Below are 22,997 nucleotides of genomic sequence, written 5' to 3' on the forward strand. Positions count from 1 at the left end.
GCACCGGATCGGAAAGGCCAGCGCGTTCGATCGGGGCAGCCGCCAGAAGGTCTGCAGCTCGACCCGGAGATATTGTTTTTGCCCGACATTTTCGGAGGTGATGGTGCGCTTTTCCGGGCCCCATTTGTGATAGTTCTCGGGGCTGGTGTCGAGCCGGGGGTTGACGGTCATGGTCCAGTTCAGGCGGCGCGCCGGATTGTCCTGATTGATCTGCATCAGGAATTTTAGCGCCCGCTGGAAAATGCCCATCTCATGCGCCTTTGGCACCGGGGCGTGCCATTCGAAGAAATTCATGCCGATGTCGAAATCAAGCGACCAGTCGGCCTGAGTCGTCACCATGCCCGCATCCATCCACAGGTTCTCGTCGCGCTGATCCAGCAGCGCGAAATCGCCCTGGGTCTGGCGGGTGATGTATTCCATCGGCCCGTAGGGCAGCGTGGCCTCGTCCATGAAGGTGAACTTGTCGTCGATGCCCAGCGGCTTGTTGATCCAGTGCCATTTGTCACCGTCGCGGTGCAGCTCGAAGAGGTCGGGGTAATCCTCCGACTTCGACACCATGATCAGTTCCAACAGATCCCATCCGGCCAGCGTCATATGCGGCAGCGACTGGCAGCGCAGCGGATCCTCGGCCAGGACCTGCGCCCGGTCGCGCATTTCCGACACGTAATGCTCATCCACGTCGAACCGGTTCTCGAAGACCGACCCCGCCCGGCCGCCCTTGTGCGGCTCCATGTTCACCGAATACATGTAGCTGTCTTCGTGGAACGGGAAGGGGAACCGCTTGATCGCCCAGTCCGAGTTGCGAAAGCTGAAGTCGTCGCGGAACGTCTCGTCCTTGAATTGAATGGTCATCTACTCATCCTCCCTCAGCGGTCCAGAACCAGGGTGTCACCCTCGAACCGCGATACGCATGGCATGATCTTCTTGCCCGATGCCTTTTCGGCATCGGTCAGCCAGTGGTCGCGATGCAGGAACCTGCCGTCGCTTTCCACCACATCCGTCTCGCACTGACCGCAGGCGCCGCCCCGGCAGAGGTAGGGCGCATCGACCCCGGCGCGCTCGATCGCCTCCAGCAGGCTTTCGTGCTCGCCCACCTGGATCGTCTTGCCCGAGCGTTCCAGCCGCACTTCGAACGGCTTGCCCGGCTGCGGCGCCAGGAATTCCTCATAGTGCACGGCCTCGCGCGGCCAGCCCAGTTCGGCCGCCTTGCCCTTGACCCATTCGATCATCCCCTTGGGCCCGCAGATATAGATGTGGGTGCCCAGCGGCTGGCCGTCCAGCAGGTTCTCAAGGTCGATGAACTGCTTGTCGTCATCGTAGTAGAGGTTGACGTGGTTGGGATGCGCGGTCGAAAGCTCCTCGGCGTAGGACGCAAGCCCCTTGTTGCGCGCGGCGTAATGCAGCTCGAACCGGCCGCCAAGCGCGTTCAGCTCCTTGATCTGGGCCAGAAAGGGCGTGATGCCGATGCCGCCCGCGATCATCAGATGCTTTTTCGCGCGCAGGTCCAGCGCGAACAGGTTGACGGGGTTGGAAATCACCATCTCCGTCCCCGGGGTGACCTCGCGGTGCATGAACAGCGATCCGCCCCGGCCGACATCGTCGCGGCGCACCGAGATCGTGTAGGCCCGTTGATCCATCGGGTCGGACATCAGCGAATAGGGGTTGAGGCGGGTGATATCGCCGTCCTTCATCTCCACCACCGTATGCGCACCGCCGGAAAAGGTGGGCAGCAGCCCGCCGTCGGTCCGCTCGAACTTGAACCGGGTGACCAGTTCGTTCAGCGGCACCACCTCGGTGACGGTGACGGCCAGCTTGTCGGTTCCCGCGCTCATTGATAGATCCCCCGCTGCTCGGGCACGTTGCCCGGATCTTCGGCATCGACGCGCACCCCCTGGAAGGCGGCCATACGGCGCGAATAATGGTCGCGCACGAACAGGTTCAGCCCGCAATGCGAACACACGAAAGGATCGGTTTCCACGTCTTCGGTGATCCCCTTGCAATGCACGCATTGCATTCGCCGCGCCGTGGACCCGCGGTGTTCGGTCTGGATGGCGGAATGCGGGATGCCGGCCTCGACAGCTTCGCGCATGGCCTGACCCATCAGCCCCTCGGTCCCCGTCAGGTAAACCTGAAGACCCATATGCGCATCCGCCAGAACCCGGCGCAGCCGCGGCACCGCCGCCTCATAACTGGGGCCCACGTAAAGCTGCTTCGCGCCCGCCGCCTCAAGCTGCTCCAGCAGCGCGGGGTCGGCGTTTTTCGGAATGTAGATGATGTGGCATTTGCCCATCAGCGCCGCGTCGGCGCGGGCAAGATCCAGCAGCGCCTCCGCGCCCTCTGCGTCGGCAACCATCAGATGCGCCTTGCCGGGCCGGGGTTCCAGCTTGCCATAGACGGGGCGGCTGATGATCGCTTCGGGGAAGTTGAAGGTAGACATGTGAACAGGCATCTCCGCGAGTGAAAACTGGGGCGCCGACAGCGGCCCGGCGCCCCGCCGGACCTAACCCTTGGCGGTGCGGCGCTTCTTCTCCTTGTCGTAGAACGGCATCTCCTCGGCGACGCAGGGGATTTCGCCGCTCTCGTTCTTCACGGTCATCTTCGTCCCCGGCACGGCGCAGTCAACCGGCATCCGCGCGATCCCGACGTTATGCTTGTTGAGCGGGGAATACATGCCGATCGTCACCACGCCGACCTGCTTGCCGTCCTTCATCAGCGGCGCGCCCTCCTCGGCGGGTTCGGTGCCCTCCAGCTTGACGCCGTAGATCTTGAACCGCTCCCTGCCCTTCAGGCGGTAATGCTCCTCCGCGCCGCGGAACCCGGTCTTACCGGGCGAGACGGTGAAATCAAGGCCCAGCTCCCACAGGGTATCGCCGTGCTTTTCATCCTCGAAGGGGTACATGTCCGAGTTGTCATAGGGAAAGAACAGCAGATAGCTTTCGGCCCGCAGCAGATCGAGCGTGGTGAAGCGCGTGGGGATGATCCCCTTGGCCTTGCCCTTCTCCTCCAGCGTGTCCCAGATCTCCAGCGCGTCCTGCGCCCGGCAAAAGATCTCATAGCCGCGTTCGCCGGTATAGCCGGTGCGCGAAATCATCACCGGCTTACCCCAGAGCGTCGTCTGCATGTGGCTGAAATAGGCCAGATCGCGAATCCCCGGCACGCCCTGCTCATCCAGGAAATCCACCGCCAGCGGGCCTTGCAGCGAGATGTCGTGCAGATTGTCGTCGAAGCGGACATCCACGTCGCGGCCCGTCGCGGCCATGGTCAGCTGCTCGTGGCCCAGACCCGATCCATGCACCACCATATAGCTGTTGGGCCCGGTGCGGTAGATCACGCAATCGTCGACGAACTTGCCCTCGTCGTTGAGCATCGTGGCATAGGAGGACCGCCCCGGCTTGATCTTGTCGGCATTGCGCGTGGTGGCGCGGTCGATGACGTGAAAGGCGTGCGGGCCGACCACATGCACCTTCTTCAGCCCCGACACATCCATGAACCCCGCCTTGGTGCGGATCGCCATGTATTCCTCTTCCTGGTCCTTGTCATAGGTCCAGGCGGTGCCCATGCCCGACCAGTCCTCCAGGTTCGAACCCATCGCGCGGTGGCGATCGGCGAGGGCGGAAAATCTCCAGCTTGCGGTCATCGTGTCTCTCTCCTTGTCATTGCCTGGCGATCCCGGCCCGGCACGCGCCCCGACACGGCCGGAACGGCCCGCGGCGCGGGTGTGTCGGTGCGGTCACCTTCATTATTTCGCTTGCGACAAGTTGACAGAAGGTAGCTTTCAAAAGCAATACTAAACAGAAACTTTTATTACTGAGAGGCAATAATTGATCGTCGGCACCGGCGAAGCCTTCGCGAACCGAAGCCCCCCGTCGCCGATCGGACAACATCCCGCAATCGCCGCCTCGATAAACAAAACCACGTGGAGTCAGCAGGAAGGACAACACCACCCGTCATCACCGCCCGTCCAGGCGATGCCCACGGCCACCCCCCTCGGCCCGCCGCCGCCGGTACCGCACCCACCCGCCAGGGCCCTGCCCGCGCCACCGCCCGATTCGCGGCACCGGCCGACAGAACACCGCCCGCGGCGCGTTCGACCGACCCCGGCCCGAAATGCCGGACCCGACACATAAGGCAACGGGACGCCTCCGGCGCACCCCGAGCCCCCAACAGGAGAGAAGACCAATGACAACCACTTCCACAAACCCCTCAGGCGCGGCGGGGTCCGAACCCGCGGCGCTGCACAGGGCCATCGGCTGGAAAGACGCCTTCTGGATGGCATCGGGCGTGCCCGCGCTGGTGCTCTTTTCCATCGGCGGCATTGCCGCGACCGTGGGCAGCCCCTCCTGGGTGATCTGGATGCTTTCCGTCGCCTTCGGCTTCATCCAGGCTTTCACCTACGCCGAGATCGCCGGCCTCTTCCCCAGCAAGTCGGGCGGCGCATCGGTCTATGGCGCGGCCGCCTGGGTGCGCTATTCCAAAGTCATCGCGCCGCTGTCGGTCTGGTGCAACTGGCTGGCCTGGACGCCGGTGCTGGCCATCGGCGCGGGCCTTGCGGCGGGCTACATCCTCGCCAGCTTTTTCGGCGCCGACGCCGCGATCAACCAATGGCAGGTCAACCTGCTGGACCTGAGCTTTCTCAACGAAGGCCTGACCCTGCGCATCAATGCCACATCGATCATCGGCACGGTGATCCTGCTGGCCGTGTTCGCAGCGCAGCACCACGGCATTTCGCGGGCGGCCAAGATCCAGACCTTCATGGGGCTGGCCGTGATGATCCCGCTGCTGATCGTGGGCATCGTGCCGATCGTCACCGGCGACGTGCTGGCCACCAACCTGTTCCCGATCGTGCCCTCCAGCGGGGCCTGGAACATCGAGGGCTGGACCCTCTTCATGGGCGGCCTCTTCATCGCCGCATGGTCTGCCTACGCCTTCGAGACGGCGATCTGCTACACCAGTGAATTCCGCGACCCGAAAAAGGACACCGTGCGCGCCATTCTGGCGGCGGGCGTTGTCTGCATCATCATCTACACGCTCGTGCCGCTGGCCTTCCAGGGCTACCTGGGCGTCGATGGCATGTTGCAGCCCGGCATCGTCGACGGCTCCGCCGTGGCGGGGGTGATGGCGCAGATGGTCGGCGGCGGATCGGTCATCTTTCCGCTGATGGTGATCATGCTGTTCCTGGCGCTCGTGCTGGCGATCATGACCTCGATGGCCGGATCGTCGCGCACCCTCTACCAGGGGTCGGTCGACGGCTGGCTGCCGCGCTATCTGAGCCACGTGAACGAGCACGGGGCGCCCACGCGTTCGATGTGGACCGACCTCGGCTTCAACCTGATCCTGCTGATGATGTCGGATTATCTGTTCATTCTGGCGGTCTCCAACTGTTGCTACCTCGTGTTCAACTTCCTCAATCTGCATTCCGGCTGGATTCACCGGATCGACAACAAGGACGCCGTGCGTCCCTGGCGTGCGCCCACGATCCTGCTGTGGGCCGGCGGCATCCTCGCCTTCGTCAACGCCGTCCTGCTGGGCGCGGGGGCCAACGTCTGGGGCGAAGGCACCTTGCGCTCCGCGATCATCGCGATCCTGTTGATCCTCCCGGTTTTCGCCTGGCGGCATTGGGTGATCGACAAGGGCAAGTTCCCCCCCAACATGCTTGAGGATCTGACCGCCGCTGGCAGCAGCGATCTGAGCGTGCGCAAGGCCGGTTTCCTGCCTTATCTGACCATCCTCGCGGGTCTGACGGTGGTCTTCCTGGCCAATCAGATCTTCCAGCTCTGATCCCGGACCGCTGAACAAGCGGGGCGCGCGCGCGCGACCAGCAGCGCGCGCCCCGCCATCACCCTGCCGTGAAGCTGTTAAAAAAGCGTAAGCACCGGCGCGGCACGCCCTTCCCTGAGATGAAAAAAAGTTTCTCCTTAGTTGAATGGTGCGTTATTCGGTGCTAGCCTTGAGTCGAGGATTTAAAAGAGGATCGAAGCCTATGTGCGGGATCGTTGGACTTTTTTTGAAAGACAAGTCGCTGGAGCCCAAGCTGGGCGAAATGCTGACCGAAATGCTGGTGACGATGACCGATCGCGGACCCGACAGCGCGGGTATCGCGATCTATGGCAACCAGCACGACGGCGCGGGCAAGCTGACGGTTCAATCCGACAGCGCCGACGCCGATTTCGCAGACCTGGAAAGTGATCTGGCGCGCGCCATCGACAGCCAGGTCACGCTACGGCGCAAGGATACCCATGCGGTTCTGGATCTGCCCGCCGACAAGGTCGCCCAGGCGCGCCAGGCCCTGGCCGAACTGCGCCCCAACCTGCGGGTGATGAGCGCGGGCGAATCCATCGAGATCTACAAGGAAGTGGGTCTTCCCAAGGACGTCGCCGCACGGTTCGACGTCTCCAGGATGTCGGGCAGCCACGGCATCGGCCACACCCGCATGGCCACCGAATCGGCCGTGACCACCTTGGGCGCCCACCCATTTTCGACGGGCGCGGATCAGTGCCTGGTGCACAACGGCTCGCTTTCGAACCACAACAGCCTGCGCCGCAAGCTGATGCGCGAAGGCGTGCGGATCGAGACCAAGAACGACACCGAGGTCGGCGCCGCCTACCTCAGCTGGAAGATGCAGAACGGCGCCACACTGGGCGAGGCGCTGGAAAGTTCGTTGAACGATCTCGACGGCTTCTTCACCTTCGTGGTGGGCACCAAGGACGGCTTCGGCGTGGTGCGCGACCCCATCGCCTGCAAACCCGCGGTCATGGCCGAAACCGACCAATATGTCGCTTTCGGCTCGGAATACAGGGCGCTGGTCAACCTACCGGGGATCGAGAATGCCCGCGTCTGGGAACCCGAACCCTCCACCGTTTACTTCTGGAACCATTGAGATGCAGACATTCGATCTGGAAGCGCAAGGCCTGCGCGAACTGAACTCCACCCTGCATGCGCAGCGTGAAAGCAGCAATCAAACCGCCTGGGAAATCGTCAACCCGCGCGGCAGCCATGCGATTGCCGTGGGGCTGGACGCGCCCATCGAGGTGACGGTCAAGGGCTCCACCGGGTATTACTGCGCCGGCATGAACAAACAGGCGACGGTCACGGTCAAGGGCTCCGCCGGGCCGGGCGTGGCCGAGAACATGATGTCGGGCACCGTGATCATCGAGGGCGACGCCAGCCAATACGCCGGGGCGACCGGCCGCGGCGGGCTGCTGGTCATCAAGGGCAACGCCAGCTCGCGCTGCGGCATCTCGATGAAGGGCATCGACATTGTCGTGCACGGCAACATCGGGCATATGTCGGCCTTCATGGCGCAGACCGGCAATCTGGTGGTGCTGGGCGATGCGGGCGACGCCCTGGGCGATTCCCTCTACGAGGCACGGCTTTTCGTGCGCGGTTCGGTCAAATCCCTGGGCGCCGACTGCATCGAGAAGGAAATGCGCCCCGAGCATATCGAGATCCTGCGCGATCTGCTGGAACGCGCCGGCGCCGATGCCAAGCCCGAAGAGTTCAAACGCTACGGCTCCGCCCGGCAGCTCTATAATTTCAACATCGACAACGCGTCGGCGTATTAAGGACATGGCCATGAAAGACAATCAGGACAAGCGCCCGCCGCAGACCGTACCGCGTCAATCCTGGACCTTTTCCCAGGAAGTGAACTCCGAAATCCGCCGTGCGGCCGCAACGGGGATCTATGACATCCGGGGCGGCGGCGCCAAACGCCGCGTGCCGCATTTCGACGATCTTCTGTTTCTCGGGGCCTCCATTTCCCGCTATCCGCTCGAAGGATACCGCGAGAAATGTGAAACAAAGGTTACCCTTGGCACCCGCTTCGCCAAGAAACCGATCGAACTCGACATCCCCGTGACCATCGCGGGCATGAGCTTCGGCGCGCTGTCGGGCCCCGCCAAGGAGGCCCTGGGCCGCGGCGCGACGGCCGCGGGCACCTCGACCACCACCGGCGACGGCGGCATGACCGAGGAGGAGCGCGGCCACTCCAAGACCCTCGTTTACCAATATCTGCCCTCGCGCTACGGCATGAACCCCGACGATCTGCGCCGCTGCGACGCGATCGAGGTCGTGGTCGGCCAGGGGGCCAAGCCCGGCGGCGGCGGCATGTTGCTGGGCCAGAAAATCTCCGACCGGGTGGCCGCGATGCGCAACCTGCCCAAGGGCATCGACCAGCGCTCCGCCTGCCGCCACCCCGACTGGACCGGGCCGGACGATCTGGAAATCAAGATCCTCGAGCTGCGCGAGATCACCAATTGGGAAAAGCCGATCTACGTCAAGATCGGCGGCGCGCGCCCCTATTTCGACACCACGCTCGCGATCAAGGCCGGCGCGGATTGTGTCGTGCTGGATGGCATGCAGGGCGGCACCGCCGCGACGCAGGACGTGTTCATCGAAAACGTCGGCCAGCCCACGCTGGCCTGCATCCGCCCCGCCGTTCAGGCGTTGCAGGACATGGGCATGCACCGCGAGGTTCAGCTGATTGTCTCGGGCGGGGTGCGCAGCGGCGCCGATGTGGCCAAATGCATGGCGCTGGGGGCCGATGCGGTGGCCATCGGCACGGCCGCGCTGATCGCGCTTGGCGACAACGATCCGCATTGGGAAGACGAATACCAGAAACTCGGCACCACCGCGGGCGCCTACGACGACTGGCACGAGGGGCGCGACCCCGCCGGCATCACCACCCAGGACCCGGAGCTCATGGCCCGTTTCGATCCGGTGGCGGGCGGGCGGCGGCTGTCGAACTACCTCAAGGTGATGACGCTGGAGGCGCAGACCATCGCGCGCGCCTGCGGCAAGAACCACCTGCACAACCTCGAACCCGAAGATCTCTGCGCCCTGACGATGGAAGCCGCCGCAATGGCGCGCGTGCCACTCGCAGGCACGGAATGGTGGCCGGGCAAGGCCGGGTTCTGACAAGCAAAGGCGCGGCGATCCCCATCGCCGCGCCTTTTCAATGACCGGGCGACGACACGCAACTGCAAGACAACAGGGAAAGGAAAGACGGCCCATGACAACGGATCTGGCTGCTTTCGCCAAAGAAACAGGCGTCAAATATTTCATGATCTCCTTCACCGACCTGTTCGGTGGGCAGCGGGCCAAGCTGGTGCCCGCCCAGGCGATCGCCGACATGCAAGAAGACGGTGCCGGGTTTGCGGGGTTCGCGACCTATCTCGACCTGACCCCCGCCCACCCCGACATGCTGGCCGTGCCCGACCCGGCCTCGGTGATCCAGCTGCCCTGGAACCGCGATGTGGCCTGGGTGGCGGCCAATTGCGTCATGAACGACGCCGACCTGCCCCAGGCCCCCCGCAACGTGTTGCGCCGCTTGATTGCGGAGGCCGCCGAGGAGGGGATGCACGTCAAGACCGGAATCGAGGCCGAATTCTTCCTGCTGTCGCCCGACGGCTCCGAGATTTCCGACGAATTCGATACCGCCGCCAAGCCCTGCTACGACCAGCAGGCCGTCATGCGCCGCTACGATGTCATCGCCGAGATCTGCGACTACATGCTGGAACTGGGCTGGGGCGCCTACCAGAACGACCATGAGGACGCCAACGGCCAGTTCGAGATGAACTGGGACTTCGACGACGCGCTGCAAACTGCTGACAAGCATAGCTTTTTCAAGTTCATGACCCGCTCGGTCGCCGAAAAGCACGGCTTCCGCGCCACCTTCATGCCCAAACCGATCGAGGGGCTGACCGGCAACGGCTGCCACGCGCATATCTCGGTCTGGGACGCGCCCGGCCAGGACAGCAAAACCAACGTCTTCGCCGCCGAGAAGGGCGAGGGCCCGACGCGTGAGCTGGGCCTGTCGGAAAAGGGCAGCCATTTCCTCGGCGGCATCATGAAGCACGCCAGCGCGCTGGCCGCGATCACCAACCCCACGGTGAACAGCTACAAGCGCATCAACGCACCGCGCACCATGTCGGGCGCCACCTGGGCGCCCAACACGGTGACCTGGACCGGCAACAACCGCACCCATATGGTGCGCGTCCCCGGTCCCGGCCGGTTCGAGCTGCGCCTGCCCGACGGCGCGGTGAACCCCTATCTGTTGCAGGCGGTCATCATCGCCGCGGGCCTCGACGGGGTACGCGCCAAGGCCGACCCCGGCCGCCGCTGGGACATCGACATGTACGCCGAGGGCCACAAGGTCGAGGGCGCGCCCAAGCTGCCGCTCAACATGCTCGACGGGCTGCGCGAATTCGACAAGGACGCCTCGTTGAAAAAGGCGATGGGCGAGGAATTCGCCGCCGCCTATCTCAAGCTGAAGCATGAGGAATGGAATTCCTACGTCTCGCATTTCTCCAATTGGGAAAAAGCGCATACGATGGACATCTGATCTGCCGCGATGGCAGATGCAAAAGGCGCCGGGGAAACCCGGCGCCTTTTTTCGTATCTCACACGGGAGGGCTCCGCGGGTGCCGCCTTGGCGCAGCCCCCTCCCCTGCCCTAGCTTTCCTTCGTTTTATCCTGGTCCTCGAGATAGCTCAGAACGAACTTGGAAAGCCGTTCCAATTCCTCCTCTGACCTCTTGAAGCCATTGAATTTCAACGTGAAACCTGACTTGCTCGCCTTATAGCTCACGCCTTTCCTGGACGAGCCGGTCGAACGCGTCGCGCTCTTCGGCTTGGTCACGGATGGGAACCGGTCGGGTTGCGGGTTCTTGCCGGCGCGGATTCGCGGAATGATCTGGCGGAACTCGCGTTTCGGCGTGTTGGCGACATCGACCAGCAGGATGATCTCTCCGTTCATCTCCAGACAGGCCAGCCCCAGCGACACATCCCCCGGCGGCACGTTCAGACGCTCCGCGATCTCGGCCTGGCTCAGATCCTTGTAGCTTTCGGCCAGAAGCCCGATCGACAGCAACTCCTCGAACCCGGTGAGGTTCTGGCGCATGGTGTTTTCCTTGAACCGCTCCTCCAGATCCGCCAGGGCGGCGTCGCCTATATCCGTGGATATGACGGCGTTGACCGGCCGTCCGAGCTGGCGCAGCGCCTCCAGTCGGCGGCGCCCCGACTGGATGACGAAACGCGCGTCGCTGTGCAGCGGGTCAGCTTCGCCGGGCCGCCAGTCGGGATCGGCCGGGCGCACGCGGATCGCCTGCTTCTGGCCCCGCCGCTCCATATCCTTCTTGAGCGCGGCAAACTGGGGATCGTCCTCCCAGCCCTTCACGCGGTCGGTGCCGACCTCATCCACGATCTGATCGGGCGACAGCTGCAACGCGATGGTGCCGTTCATGACCCCGGCGCTGACGGTCGACTGCGTCTCCTCCAGCCGCGCCTTGAGCATGTTCAGCGCAGAGCCGCCCCAAAAGCCCCCGAGCCGCCCCTGATCGGCGCCCTCCTCCACCGCTTCCGGTGCCGGTTCCGCGCTCAACTTTCTTTTACGTCCCATGTCAGCTCCACCGTTCCTTGATGAATTCATCCGCGAAATCGCGCTTGGGCAGTTCGGGCCAGATCCGCTGAACCAGCGCGTCGTTCACCGCATTCGCATTGCGCATGAAGGCCTTGGCCGAGGTGCGCCGCGTTGCGGGCGGCAGGTATTCATAGATGCTCTTGTATTCCTCCGACGCGTTGGCGATCGCATCCGAACGGGAATACCAGACCTGCAGGATTTCGCGCGGGGAGCGGCGGTAAAGATCGAGGATCTGGTCGGTGTCCTGGTCGTTCTGCTCCTGCACGATGGTCGGCAGGACCACATGCTCGCCCCGCCCGATCTCGATGTCGGGCTCAAAGCTGAGGATGAACTCCAGATATTCCTCGATATTGGCCACATAGGTCGACAGCGTCGCCAGATCGAACCCCTTCATCGTCTGCGGGATCACCACGTTGTCCGCCGCGATCAGGCCGTTCAGCTGCACCAATGTCAGCGACGGCTGCTGGTCGATCACGATCACGTCGACCGTTTCCACCAGCGCCTTGCGATAGGCCTCCATGTCCAAGCTACCGTCCGCCGCGCGAAAATCCGCGGGTTCCATCCTGGGCCCGAACCCCGCATCCCAGCGGGCAATGGCGTCTTTCAGGATACGGTAGACAGGCACCTGCCCCTGCCGCGACATCATGAAGAGCGAGATATCGCCGTTCTGGATGTTCGCCCCTCCGGGTATCAGCCGCACTCCCGGCCAGGGCGTGTGCTGCCATAGCCCGTTGAGCTCCTCCGCGGAACGCTCGTTCAGCTTGGGCGCGGCGGGGTCGTCCACCCCCATGAAATCGGCCATCGTGGGCGTGTCGGACTGGAAGAGCGGCAGATTCTCGTCCGCGAAATAAAGCGACGCCGTGGCCTGGGGGTCGGCATCTATGACGCCCACGCGCATCCCGTAGAACAGGTTCAGGTACTGGGCGAAATGCGCCGCGGACAAGGACTTCCCGGTGCCGCCCTTCTGCGCGCCGAATGTCACCACCTTGAGCTTCTCCCCCGGCTTGCGCCAGTGCAGGTAAGGCCGCTTGGCATTGGGGTTCGACGCCACGATCGCGCGTATCAGCATGATCTCGTCGGGCGAGAATGTGCGCTGGCGCCCGCTCCGCTCCCCCTCCGGGAAATGTGCCTCATCGCCGGAAAGCTTCGTGAGGTAGGTCGCGTCCACCCCCAGAAACTCCGCCGCCTCGGTCATGGAAAACCGTCGCGACACGCGTGAGCGCATCGTAAGATCGCGTTGCAGCTTCGTATTGACCGAAGCCATGACCCGCGTGAGATTGCGGATAAACTGTTCAAACTGTCCGTATGCCATTCCCATATCCGCGGATATGATGCGCTCTGCACCGTTTTGATTATATGAATCTCAATGCCCGACTAAGCCGCGTGGGGCAAGCGTTCTTGCGAGACACGCCACCGCCTCAGGTAAGTCAGCAACAGTCGACGCAAGGCGGCATCGGGATTTTCCCGGACAACCTGGTGGATAATGTCGATCAGAAACCTTTCCGACGGTGGAAATTTCCAATGCGGTTTCCAGGATCGGCCGAGTTTATCGGCCAGCAGGCGTGCCGCATCGGGAATGCCCTGCAACCCGGCGGCGGCTTTTCGTATCTGATCTCCCAGCCGGTCCACCGCAATTTGCCGCTCCGCGAAAAAGCGCCCGATCACCGCCGCGGGATCGACCGTGTCCGCAGCGCCATCCGCCTGCGCGAGGCGCGACGTCTGCTCGGCAAGCTGTGGGTCTGGCGTTCTTTGAAACGCGGGGTAGGGGGCGTGACCCACGGCTTCCTCCCACTGTCGTTTCAAGGCAATCAGGCTGCCCGAGCCGGGCTCCGGCGAGGATTGGTTTTTATGGTTATGGTTTTTATCTTTCTTGCGTTCGCTCTGCTGAACACGGCATTCACTCGGCGGTGCGGCCGGGGCGGGGCGGCTTTCCCCCGATTTGCCGCGTTGCGCGAAGGCTTCCCGCCAGGTCTGCCAGAAGGTCAGCCGGTACTTCAGCCGATAGTTATACCCGTTCGCCGCGCGCTGCTCTTGCGTCTCCAGCAGGGCCAGCGCGCGTAGCTCCTTGATATATCCTGATATCGCCGCCTTGGAGCGCCCCAGCCGCTCACCCAGCTGCGCGAGCGAGGGCCAGCAATAGCCTTCGCGGTTCGCCATCCGGCAGAACTCGACAAGGGCGCGGAAGGCGCCGGGGGACATTTCGATTTCCATGATGTCCAGGGGCAGGGCGACGAAGCCCCGGCCCGGATCAAGCCGCATTTCACTGCTCATAATATGCCTGTGCGCCGCAAGCAGGCTTGCGGACGTTGAGGCGACATGCTATCGTAAAGTGTCAGAACGAAATTGCTGTCGCGGTTTTGTTTACAGAAAGCCATACGGTTGCCGCCGTGTGGCTTTTCTTTTGCGAGGGTCGTTTTTCTGCGTGATCTTCCTGTTCTGCGCTCTCCTCCACAGGCCGCCCAAAAGGGGTGGCGCGATGGCGGGAGCTTTCGTTGCCTCTCGAAGGCCGTTCAGCGGCCTCTTGTCGTGCTATTATGGGATTATATTTCCACAATACCATGATTTAGGCAAGCCTCTCGGTTGATTGGGCTTGGGCTCCACCTTTGCCCCGCGATCTGCGCCCCCGCGGCGGAGGTTAACCCTTTGTTATCATGCATCAAATATACCTGACGCTATCACAGCGGCGTGGCTGCGCGCCGTGCAGGCTGCGGGTTGTCCGGCAGAGAGCGCGCCGAATCAAGAGGTTGAGAGGAGGTGTTGAAGTAGATGATTCCGGCCCGCGAAGGGCCGAAACCAGGCCGTCGGCGTGGGACTCAGTTCTGGAGGTAGACCTCGAGGGAATCGTCCAGCGCATCTTTCCAGGGCGTGTGGTGCACGGGCGCCATCGTGCCGGTGATGACCGACTTGTAGCTGTTGTTGCGGAAGCCCATGATGTCGTCCACCTTGTGCTGCTTCCACTCGAAGAACGCCTGGCAGGCGCCGTCGACGTCAAAGCTGGGATAATCCGTCTCGGCGATCAGTTCCTTGACGTAGTCGCCCTGGTACTTGATCGCGAATTTGGCGGAATCGTCGGAGTCCTCGCGTGTCTCGCGCTCCTTCACGTCATCCAGCATCACCTGCTTGTCGTGGGGCAGCTCGATCCGGCCCATGATCGCGTCGCGAACCCACCAGGCCTGTGCGTCGAACATGTTGAAGGTGAACCACTGGTCCTGCATCCCGAGGTAGAAAAGCTTGGGATTGTGGACATAGACGACGCCCTTGTAGAGGTCGGCGGTCGCCAGGCGGTTCGCGGTCTTCAGCCGCAGATCGTCGGGCAGGAAGTTGAAGAAGTGCTTGTAGCCGGTGCACAGGATGATCGCATCGACGGATTTGCTCGTGCCGTCCTTGAAGAAGGCGGTGTTGCCCTCGACACGTTCGAGCGCGGGCACCTCCTGCCAGTTGTCGGGCCAGTCGAAACCCATCGGCGCGGTCCGATGCGCCACGGTGACGGAGTTGCAGCCGTATTTCCAGCATTGCGACCCGATATCTTCCGCCGAATAGCTGGTGCCCAGGATCAGCACGTCCTTGCCTGCGAATTCCCGCGCGTCGCGGAAATCATGCGCGTGCAGCACGCGACCGTTGAAACTGTCGAAGCCGGGGTAATAGGGCACGTTCGGCGTGGAAAAATGCCCCGAGGCCACGATGACGTGGTCGAAATCCTCGCTGTAGGTGCTGTCTTTCTGCTGATCGTGCACGGTGACGGTGAAATTCCCGGCGTCCTGATTATACTGCACCCAGCGCACGGGCGAATTGAACCGGATATACTTGCGCACCCCGGCCTTTTCGACGCGGCCCTGGATATAGTCGAACAGCACGGCACGCGGCGGGTAGGAGGCGATCTGTTTGCCGAAATGTTCCTCGAAGGAATAATCCGCGAATTCCAGTCCCTCTTTGGGGCCGTTCGACCACAGGTAGCGGTACATCGAGCCGTGGCAGGGTTCGCCGAACTGGTCGACGCCGGTGCGCCAGGTGTAGTTCCACAGCCCGCCCCAGTTCGACTGCTTCTCGAAGCAGACCACCTCGGGGATCTCGGCGCCCTTGTCGGCGGCGGATTGGAACGCCCGAAGCTGGGCAAGCCCGGACGGACCGGCGCCGATGATGGCCACGCGTTTTTTCATGGTTTCCTCCTATTGGTATAGACCAGTATGGTATATTGGTACTTTTGGTATGGACCAATTAGCAGAATCGGTTGCGTTCCTGTCAACTTTTCTTCTGCCGGAAGCCGCGATATTTGCGAAAAACCTCTCAACTTTCTGGAATCGCTGCTAGGAAAATTTAATGAGCAGTTCAAGTTTTGCGCATAGGCTGGCGATCAGGGGCGCGTTGCCGCGGCTGACGGTTGGCGTGGCCGATACGATAAGTATCGGTTTTCTGGGCCCTTTGAGTGGCCCGGTCGAATCCTGGGGTCTGCCCGGCCTGAACGGGTGCAGGATCTGGGCCGACGGAATCAACCGCGCGGGCGGTCTGTTGATGGGAGGGCGGCGCCATCCGCTGAAACTGGTCCCATATGATTGCGGCTATGACCCGCAGCGGGCGGTCAAGGGGGCGCGTGATCTGGTGCAGGATCACGAGGTCAAGCTGTTGCTGATGCTGGGTGGCGACACGCTGGCGCCGGTGCAGGATTACCTGACCGATCGCAAGGTCCTGACCTCGACGCTGCTGCCGTCGGATCTGTCGCCCGACACGCCATATCTTATCGCGCCAAGCGAGTTGCACCCGATCTACAACGTCACGGGGGTCGATTGGCTGGGTCGGATGGCGCCGCGGCTGCGCAGGGTCGCGATGTGCAGTCAGACCGATGCGCTGGGGCTGCCGTCGCTGGCGACCTATCGCGCGGCCTTCGGGGCGGCGGGCTGCGCTGTCGTGAAGGAAATACAATATGATCCGAAGGCCGCCGATGCGGTGGAGATCGTCGCCGCGATGATGGCCGAAGGGCCCGATGTGCTGTGCTGGTGCACGAGCTACACGCCGATGGTGCACGCGCTGACCGAGGCCGCACATGCGGCCGGTTTCGGGGGGCAGATCATTTCCTGCACGCTCGACAGCTATGACAGGCTGGTTGCGCGCACCTCGGTGGCGTTCATGGAGGGGACGATCTTTCAGTTCCCGGATTTCGACGACCCGGCGCTGGCGGAAAAGGCGTTTTTCTTCAACCGGCCCAAGGCGTTCTTCGACGAGTATAATCGACGGTTCCCCGATAGCTGGTCCGCCGTGTCATGGGAGTACGCGGCGATCCTCGACATCTGGCATTCGGCCGTGGAACGCGCGGGCGCGGTCCATCCGGTGTCGGTTCTGGCGGCGATGAAACATTCCGGCCAGGTCATGCATGCGTTTGGACCCGCGCGGTGGTGGGGCGAGGATATCTTCGGCATCAACAACGCATTGGTGGGCGACTGGCCTGTCGTCACGATCCGCGAGGGCAAGGCGCGAATCGCCGAGTTCGGGTCGATCCCGGACTGGCTGGCGCGTCATGGCCCGCTGCTGAAGCGCGAGATGGCCGATCTGGGGCAGATGTGGGATCAGCGCCAGCGCGGCACGGGCGAGCGGACCAGCCTGACGGGCCGAAGCCTGTAAGGCCCGCGCCTGACGGTTTGCTCACAAGAGCACGGCAAAACGGTGGGGCAGGGGGATCAGACCTCCTGCAGCAGCAGTTTTTGTTCTTCGATGAGGTGCAGTTTGATGAACTCGACCGCCGCCTCGATGTCGCGCGAGGCGATGGCGTTGAACAACGTGTTATAGCGCTGTTGATAATCGGCGATGCGCTTGGGCGTCAGATAGCGCCTTTGCAGCGCCGCGCGGAAATTCTGGCGGCAGGCGTCGATGGCAAGCTCGTAACAGGCGGCGAGCAGCGGGTTGCCGGTGCCCTGCGCGATCTGGCGGTAGAGCTCTTCCTCCTGGCGGACGAAGGCCGCGACATCGGTGCGGACGCTTTCCATGCGCGAAAGGATCTCGCCCAGGGCCTCGATCTCCCTCGGGGCCATGTTGATGATGGCGAGGCGGACCATCTCGGGCTCCAGGATGCCGCGCACGACCAGGTGATCCAGCGGGCTGGTGTCGGAGGCCAGCGCGGAGGAGGAGACCGGCGCCGCCGCGGTGTCCGATCGGTGGGTGACGAAACTGCCGGAGCCCGCGCGCCTGCGGATCACGCGGCGGGATTCGAGCACGTCCAGCGCCTCTCTCACCGTGTTGCGCGCAACGCCGAGTTCCGCCGCCAGGGTCCGTTCGGAGGGGAGGCGTTCGTCTATGGCATAGTCTTCGTTCTTGATGCGCGCGAGCAGCGTCTCGATCACGCCCTGCACCGTCGCCCCGATGGAATGGTCGGGAAACTCGTCGGCAGGGGCGGGGGGAGGATGCGTGTTCACGGCGCGGATGTCCTTGCAAGGCTGCGTTCAATTCTACGGCGGGGCGCGGGGCGCGCGCAACTGCCTGCGCGCGGGACGGCGCGAAAATCCCGTTGCCGACGCCCGCGGGCAGGGGCCAATCGTGAAATTGGTATAGAACTGGTCCTTAAAAATTTGAACATCGCGGCGTGAGGTTTGTAACATGTTGATTTAAAGACGATAGGCGACCGAAAATTGCCCCCATGGCCGCTGATGTTCATGAAATATTCCGGTAATGTGAATAAAAGGAACGAATATTTCTTGAGAGGAAAGAGGGCGTCTGCTAGCCTTTTTCCCACGCAACCGGTCCAATTCTCGAAATTGGTCCAAAGAAGCCGAAATTGGCCTGAAACTGGTTGCCGATACACCGCCGCGCCGTCGACCCGGCCGGCCACCGACATGGGAGTCGTCAATGTTAGCCAAATTCGTGAAATCGGGCCTCAGCCGCCGCAGCTTTCTGAAAACCACCGCCGCGGGGGCCGCGGTGGGCACTGCCGCCACGGGCCTGCCCGGCCTGGCGCTGGCCGCCGAAGACAAGGTCAAGATCGGGTTTCTCGCCCCGCTGACCGGGCCGGTGTCGGCCTGGGGCAAGCCGGGGCTGGACGGCTGCCAGATCTGGGCGGAGCGGGTGAACGCCGCGGGCGGGATCAAGATCGGCGACAAATCCATGCCGGTCGAATTCGTGAGCTACGACAATGAATACGACCCCGCCAAGGCGCGCACCGGCGCGACCAAGCTGATCCGCGAGGACGGGGTGTCGTTCATCATGATGCTGGGCGGCGACACCTGGCCGGGCGTGCAGCCGGTGGCGGACAAGACGGGGATGCTGTTCTCGACGCTGCTGCCGTCGGATCTGTCGCCCGACACGCCGATGCTGATCGCCCCCACCGAGGTGCACCCGATCTATCTGGTCACCGGCGTCGACTGGCTGGCCAGGAACAAGCCCGAGCTGAAGACCGCGGTGATGTGCGCGCAGGACGATGCGCTCGGCCTGCCGTCGGTTGCGACCTATCTGGCGGCGTTCGAGGCGGCCGGGATCGAGATGCTGGACGAGCCGCTGCTGTTCGACCCCGCCACCACCGATTTCGCGCCGGTCGTCACCCGGCTGCTGTCGAGCAACCCGGACATCGTCTGCCTGGACACCTGTTATTCGGACTATGTACACCCGATCGCGGAGCAGCTGTTCCAGCAGGGCTTCAAGGGGCAGATCATTTCGGCCACGGCGGATTTCTACGACCAGATGATCGCCAAGACGTCGAAGGAGTTCATGGAAGGCTTTATCTTCAACTTTCCCGATTTCGACGATCCGATGCTGGAGCAGGACAACATCAACTTCAAGAACGCGAATTCCTTCTACGAGGAATACAACAAACGTCACCCCGGCCAATGGGGCGCGGTCAGCTGGGAATATGCCGCGATCATGGACCTGTGGAAGGCTGCCGCGGAAAAGGCCGGATCGGCCGAGCCCGATGCGGTGCTGGCGGCGATGCAGGAAGACGGCAAGGGCAAGCATGCCTTCGGCGAAGCGGTCTGGTGGGGCAAGGATCTGTTCGGCATCGACAACGCGCTGGTCGGTGACTGGCCGGTGGTGGCGATCGAGAACGGGAAGGCCGTGATCAAGGAATTCGGCTCGATCCCCGACTGGTACGACAAGCACGGCGATCTGCTGAAAAAGCACATGTCCGATTACAATCAGATGTGGAATCAGCGCACCTGATCTGTCTGCATCCCGGGCGGCGTGGCGCGGCCGCGTCGCCGCATTCTTCCTGAGGGGACAGTTTTATGCTGGAACTGCTGGCGCAGACTGCGCTGAACGCCACCTATGCGGCGAGTTATATTTCCTTGGTGGCGGTCGGGCTGGTCCTGATCTTCGGCGTGATGGGCGTGGTGAACTTCGCGCATGGCGAGTTGTTCATGGCGGGCGCCTACACCGTCGTGGCGCTTTATGCCAAGATGAACGTGCCGTTTCTGGCGGCCGTCGCGGGCGGGCTCATCTTCGTGGGGCTGCTGGGGCTGCTGATGGAACGCGCGCTGTTCCGGCCGCTGCGCGACAACCCGCTGGGGGGGCTGGTCGCCTCGATCGGGTTTCTGCTGATCCTGCAATCGGCGGCCTCGATGGGGTTCGGCGTGCGGATGGAGCATATTCCGCCCGCCACGCAGCAGGTGTTTTCGTTTTCCGACCGGGTGCATCTGCCGCTGGCGCGGCTTTACGTGATCGTTGCGGCGATCGTGCTTTTGTCGGCGCTGTGGTATTTCTTGAAACGCACGCGGTTCGGCTGGGCGTTGCGCGCCTCGGCGCAGGACCCGGAGGCGGCGGCGCTTCAGGGGATCTCGATCAACCAGACCGCGCGGATCGCGATGTTCATCGGCGCCGCGCTGGCCGGGGTGGCGGGCGCGTTGACCGCGCCGCTGGTGTCGGTGAACCCCTATATGGGCCATTCCGTCATCATCACGGCGTTCATCGTGATCATCGTGGGCGGGGTCGGATCGCTGGAGGGCGCGATCGTCGCCTCGGTCGCCTATGCCTTCATCTATACGGTCGTCACCACCTTCTGGGACGGGGTGCTGGCCGATATCGTGGGGCTGATGCTGATGTTGCTGGTTCTGATCGTAAAGCCCACGGGCCTGTTCGGGAGTGCGGATCGTGCTTAAGGCCATCATCTGGATCGCGCTGGCCGTCGGGCTGGTTCTGCTGCCGCATGGGCTGAGTTTCTCGCAGCAGGAAATTCTGGTGTTCCTGACGCTGAACATCCTGCTGGTGTCCTCCTACCGGCTGCTGACGCTGACGGGCGAATGGTCGCTGGCGCATGTGGTGATCATGGGGGTGGGGGCCTATGCGTCCGCGCTCTACACCAAGGAGCTGGGCATCTGGGTGCCCGTGTCGATGCTGCTGGGCGGCATCACGGCGGCGCTGGTCGCGGTGATCCTGTCGGTGCCGCTGTTCCGCATGAAGGGGTTCTACTTTCTGATCGGCAGTTTCGCCGCCGGGGAGATCATCCGCCTGCTGTGGAAGCGATTCCGCGAGCCCTTCGGCGGGGCCAAGGGAATCAAGGGGATCGACCCGATGCCCGATTTTTCCATCGGCATCTACAATTTCGATTTCTTCGAGCCGGTCAGCTATTTCTACTTTTCCGCCGTGGTCGTGGGCATCTGCCTGTGGATCCTGTGGCGGATCGAGAAATCGCCCGTCGGGCTGACGTTCCATGCGGTGCACTGGCAGGACAAGCTGGCGCAGGCGTCGGGCGTGAACCTGCGCGCCTACCGCACGCTGGCCTTCGCGCTGGCGTCGGGGTTCGCGGGGATCTCGGGTGCGCTGCTGGCGCATTACGTGGGAACGATCAATCCCAACAGCTTCGACGTGGAGGTGATGGTCTTCGTGCTGACCTGGGCGATCGTGGGCGGCACGGCGACGTTTTACGGGCCGATCCTGGGGGCGGTGGTGCTGACCGTGCTCAATGAGGTCGTGCTGCGCGAGATGGGTTTCGACCAGGCGCGGCCGATGATCTACGGCATCATCCTTATCGCCTCGATCCTGTTTCTGCCCGACGGGCTGGAAAGCCTGGTGCAGCGGGGGCTGCGACGCGCCCGCCGCGACAAGGCGGCGCCTGCGGAAAATGCCGCGAAGGAGGCGACCCAATGAGCAGCTTGCTGGAAGTCAGGGATCTGACCATGCAGTTCGGTGGTCTGACCGCCGTGGATGCGCTGAGCTTCAGCGTCAAGAAAGGCACCATTCACGGGCTGATCGGGCCGAACGGCGCGGGCAAGACCACCACGTTCAACGCCGTGTCGGGCTTCTACAAGCCCACGTCGGGGCAGGTGATGCTGTCGGGCGCGCCGATCCACGGCATGGCGATGCATGAGGTCGCGCGGCGCGGATTGGTGCGGACCTTTCAGCACTCGACCCTCTTCGCGGAGCTTTCGGTGCTGGAAAACGCGCTCGTCGGGACGCATATGACCCATCCGCCCAGCGTGCTGTCGGCGATCCTTGGCCGCGACGGGGCGGCGCGGCGCGCGGCGCGCGACCGGGCGATGGCGGCGCTCGAGTTCTTCGGGCTGGCACATCTGGCGGAGGAGCGCGCGGGCGATCTGAGCCACGGCCACCAGCGCGCGCTGGGGATGGCGGTGGCCTATGCCTCCGCGCCCGAACTGGTGCTGCTGGACGAACCCTTCACCGGCATGAACCCCGAGGAGACGCAGCGCATGATGAGCCTGATGCGCAAGCTGCGCGACGACGGCACGACGATCCTGATCGTGGAACATGACATGGTGGCGATCATGGGGCTGTGCGATCACATCACCTGCATGAGCTTCGGCAAGTTTCTGGCGGAGGGCGGCCCGAAGGAGATCCGCCACCACCCCAAGGTGATCGAGGCCTATCTGGGAGGTGCGCGCCATGTTGCTTGAGATGCGCGATGTCAGTGTGAACTACGGCAAGGTCTCGGCCATGCGCAACATCACGCTGTCGGTGCCCGAGGGCGGCATCGTGACGATCATCGGCGGCAACGGGGCGGGCAAGACCACCTGTTTGCGCGCGATCTCGGGGCTGGCCAGGCTGTCGTCGGGCGAGATCTGGTTTCAGGGCGAGCGTATCGACACGCTCAGCCCCGACCGCATCGTCGGCCGCGGCATCGCGCATGTCCCCGAGGGGCGGCGGATCTTCAAGGACATGACGGTCGAGGAGAACCTGCGCACCGGCGCGTTTCTGCGCCGCGACGCCGAGGCGGTAGAGCAGGATCTGGAGGGCGTGTTCAAGCGGTTTCCCCGCCTGCGCGAACGCCGCACCCAGCGCGCGCAGACCATGTCGGGCGGTGAGCAGCAGATGCTGGCGATCGGCCGCGCGCTGATGGCCAAGCCCAAGCTTTTGCTGATGGATGAGCCCTCGATGGGGCTGGCGCCCGTGATCGTCGAGGAAATCGCCCGCATCATCGAGGACATCAACGCGCAGGGCGTGCCCGTGGTGCTGGTGGAACAGAACGCCGAACTGGCGCTGGAGCTGGCCGATCACGCCTATGTGCTGGAAACGGGAAACATGGCGCTGGAGGGCCCTGCGAGTGAGCTTCATGACAACGAGCACGTCAGGGCGGCCTATCTGGGGGTCTGACCGAGCCACGCGCGCGGCGGCGCGGGCGGCCGGTTGGTCGCGCGCGGATCTGCAATGGGAAC

The 22,997-nt window shown here is 63.5% G+C and carries 20 protein-coding genes; 11 read left to right on the forward strand and 9 right to left on the reverse strand.

The window, feature by feature from the left end:
• From ACU0BR_RS07120 to ACU0BR_RS07135, 4 genes are all read right to left on the reverse strand, one after another.
• Positions 1 to 852: heme-dependent oxidative N-demethylase family protein (locus ACU0BR_RS07120; protein ID WP_446156157.1), on the reverse strand; the 852-nt coding region annotated here is incomplete at its 3' end.
• Between the two features lie 14 nt (positions 853 to 866).
• Entirely contained in the window at positions 867 to 1,832 is a 966-nt protein-coding gene (locus ACU0BR_RS07125; RefSeq protein ID WP_446156158.1) for a PDR/VanB family oxidoreductase, read from the reverse strand.
• The gene (locus ACU0BR_RS07130) at positions 1,829 to 2,437 is read right to left on the reverse strand and encodes a dimethylamine monooxygenase subunit DmmA family protein (protein ID WP_446156159.1); all 609 of its coding nucleotides are present in this window, start codon (positions 2,435 to 2,437) and stop codon (positions 1,829 to 1,831) included. Before ACU0BR_RS07130 ends, ACU0BR_RS07125 begins: the two co-directional genes overlap by 4 nt.
• A gap of 63 nt (positions 2,438 to 2,500) precedes the next feature.
• Complete coding sequence (locus tag ACU0BR_RS07135) at positions 2,501 to 3,637, reverse strand: aminomethyltransferase family protein (RefSeq protein ID WP_446156160.1); 1,137 nt, start codon at positions 3,635 to 3,637, stop codon at positions 2,501 to 2,503.
• A 542-nt stretch (positions 3,638 to 4,179) separates the two neighbouring features.
• On the opposite strand from ACU0BR_RS07135, the gene ACU0BR_RS07140 reads away from it, so the two are divergent.
• From ACU0BR_RS07140 to glnT, 5 genes are all read left to right on the forward strand, one after another.
• Positions 4,180 to 5,778 carry an APC family permease gene (locus ACU0BR_RS07140; protein WP_446156161.1) on the forward strand — a complete coding sequence of 533 codons (1,599 nt, stop codon included), beginning with the start codon at positions 4,180 to 4,182 and terminating at the stop codon, positions 5,776 to 5,778.
• Positions 5,779 to 5,980: 202 nt separating this feature from the next.
• On the forward strand, positions 5,981 to 6,877 hold the full coding sequence (locus tag ACU0BR_RS07145) for a class II glutamine amidotransferase (RefSeq protein WP_446156162.1): 897 nt from the start codon (positions 5,981 to 5,983) through the stop codon (positions 6,875 to 6,877).
• A 1-nt stretch (position 6,878) separates the two neighbouring features.
• Positions 6,879 to 7,562, forward strand: coding sequence for a GltB/FmdC/FwdC-like GXGXG domain-containing protein (locus ACU0BR_RS07150; protein ID WP_446156163.1), 684 nt, complete (start codon positions 6,879 to 6,881; stop codon positions 7,560 to 7,562).
• Between the two features lie 10 nt (positions 7,563 to 7,572).
• The gene (locus ACU0BR_RS07155; protein ID WP_446156164.1) at positions 7,573 to 8,913 is read left to right on the forward strand and encodes an FMN-binding glutamate synthase family protein; all 1,341 of its coding nucleotides are present in this window, start codon (positions 7,573 to 7,575) and stop codon (positions 8,911 to 8,913) included.
• Positions 8,914 to 9,007: 94 nt separating this feature from the next.
• Positions 9,008 to 10,339 carry a type III glutamate--ammonia ligase gene (gene glnT, locus ACU0BR_RS07160; RefSeq protein ID WP_446156165.1) on the forward strand — a complete coding sequence of 444 codons (1,332 nt, stop codon included), beginning with the start codon at positions 9,008 to 9,010 and terminating at the stop codon, positions 10,337 to 10,339.
• 110 nt (positions 10,340 to 10,449) lie between these two features.
• Here glnT and ACU0BR_RS07165 read toward each other — a convergent pair whose 3' ends face one another.
• The 4 genes from ACU0BR_RS07165 to ACU0BR_RS07180 form a co-directional block, all read right to left on the reverse strand.
• Positions 10,450 to 11,394 (reverse strand): hypothetical protein, encoded by a 945-nt coding sequence (locus ACU0BR_RS07165; protein WP_446156166.1) that lies wholly within the window; start codon positions 11,392 to 11,394, stop codon positions 10,450 to 10,452.
• A 1-nt stretch (position 11,395) separates the two neighbouring features.
• Positions 11,396 to 12,727, reverse strand: a complete 1,332-nt coding sequence (locus tag ACU0BR_RS07170) for an AAA family ATPase (protein WP_446156167.1) — start codon at positions 12,725 to 12,727, stop codon at positions 11,396 to 11,398.
• Positions 12,728 to 12,789: 62 nt separating this feature from the next.
• Positions 12,790 to 13,686, reverse strand: coding sequence for a helix-turn-helix domain-containing protein (locus ACU0BR_RS07175; RefSeq protein ID WP_446156168.1), 897 nt, complete (start codon positions 13,684 to 13,686; stop codon positions 12,790 to 12,792).
• A 542-nt stretch (positions 13,687 to 14,228) separates the two neighbouring features.
• Entirely contained in the window at positions 14,229 to 15,572 is a 1,344-nt protein-coding gene (locus ACU0BR_RS07180; protein ID WP_446156169.1) for a flavin-containing monooxygenase, read from the reverse strand.
• A gap of 160 nt (positions 15,573 to 15,732) precedes the next feature.
• On the opposite strand from ACU0BR_RS07180, the gene ACU0BR_RS07185 reads away from it, so the two are divergent.
• Positions 15,733 to 17,028 (forward strand): ABC transporter substrate-binding protein, encoded by a 1,296-nt coding sequence (locus tag ACU0BR_RS07185; RefSeq protein WP_446156170.1) that lies wholly within the window; start codon positions 15,733 to 15,735, stop codon positions 17,026 to 17,028.
• A gap of 56 nt (positions 17,029 to 17,084) precedes the next feature.
• Here ACU0BR_RS07185 and ACU0BR_RS07190 read toward each other — a convergent pair whose 3' ends face one another.
• A complete protein-coding gene (locus ACU0BR_RS07190) occupies positions 17,085 to 17,816 on the reverse strand; it encodes a FadR/GntR family transcriptional regulator (protein WP_446156171.1) in 732 nt (243 codons plus the stop codon).
• A gap of 430 nt (positions 17,817 to 18,246) precedes the next feature.
• Here ACU0BR_RS07190 and ACU0BR_RS07195 point away from each other — a divergent pair, with 430 nt between their 5' ends.
• The 5 genes from ACU0BR_RS07195 to ACU0BR_RS07215 all read left to right on the forward strand — a co-directional run bounded on the left by ACU0BR_RS07195 (position 18,247) and on the right by ACU0BR_RS07215 (position 22,935).
• A complete protein-coding gene (locus tag ACU0BR_RS07195) occupies positions 18,247 to 19,551 on the forward strand; it encodes an ABC transporter substrate-binding protein (RefSeq protein WP_446156172.1) in 1,305 nt (434 codons plus the stop codon).
• A gap of 65 nt (positions 19,552 to 19,616) precedes the next feature.
• Positions 19,617 to 20,486, forward strand: coding sequence for a branched-chain amino acid ABC transporter permease (locus ACU0BR_RS07200; RefSeq protein ID WP_446156173.1), 870 nt, complete (start codon positions 19,617 to 19,619; stop codon positions 20,484 to 20,486).
• Entirely contained in the window at positions 20,479 to 21,474 is a 996-nt protein-coding gene (locus ACU0BR_RS07205) for a branched-chain amino acid ABC transporter permease (RefSeq protein WP_446156174.1), read from the forward strand. The genes ACU0BR_RS07200 and ACU0BR_RS07205 overlap by 8 nt, the downstream gene beginning before the upstream one ends.
• Positions 21,471 to 22,238 (forward strand): ABC transporter ATP-binding protein, encoded by a 768-nt coding sequence (locus tag ACU0BR_RS07210; RefSeq protein WP_446156175.1) that lies wholly within the window; start codon positions 21,471 to 21,473, stop codon positions 22,236 to 22,238. Before ACU0BR_RS07205 ends, ACU0BR_RS07210 begins: the two co-directional genes overlap by 4 nt.
• A complete protein-coding gene (locus ACU0BR_RS07215) occupies positions 22,228 to 22,935 on the forward strand; it encodes an ABC transporter ATP-binding protein (RefSeq protein WP_446156176.1) in 708 nt (235 codons plus the stop codon). Before ACU0BR_RS07210 ends, ACU0BR_RS07215 begins: the two co-directional genes overlap by 11 nt.
• The last annotated feature ends 62 nt before the right edge of the window (positions 22,936 to 22,997 follow it).

This window comes from Brevirhabdus sp., from assembly GCF_052826345.1.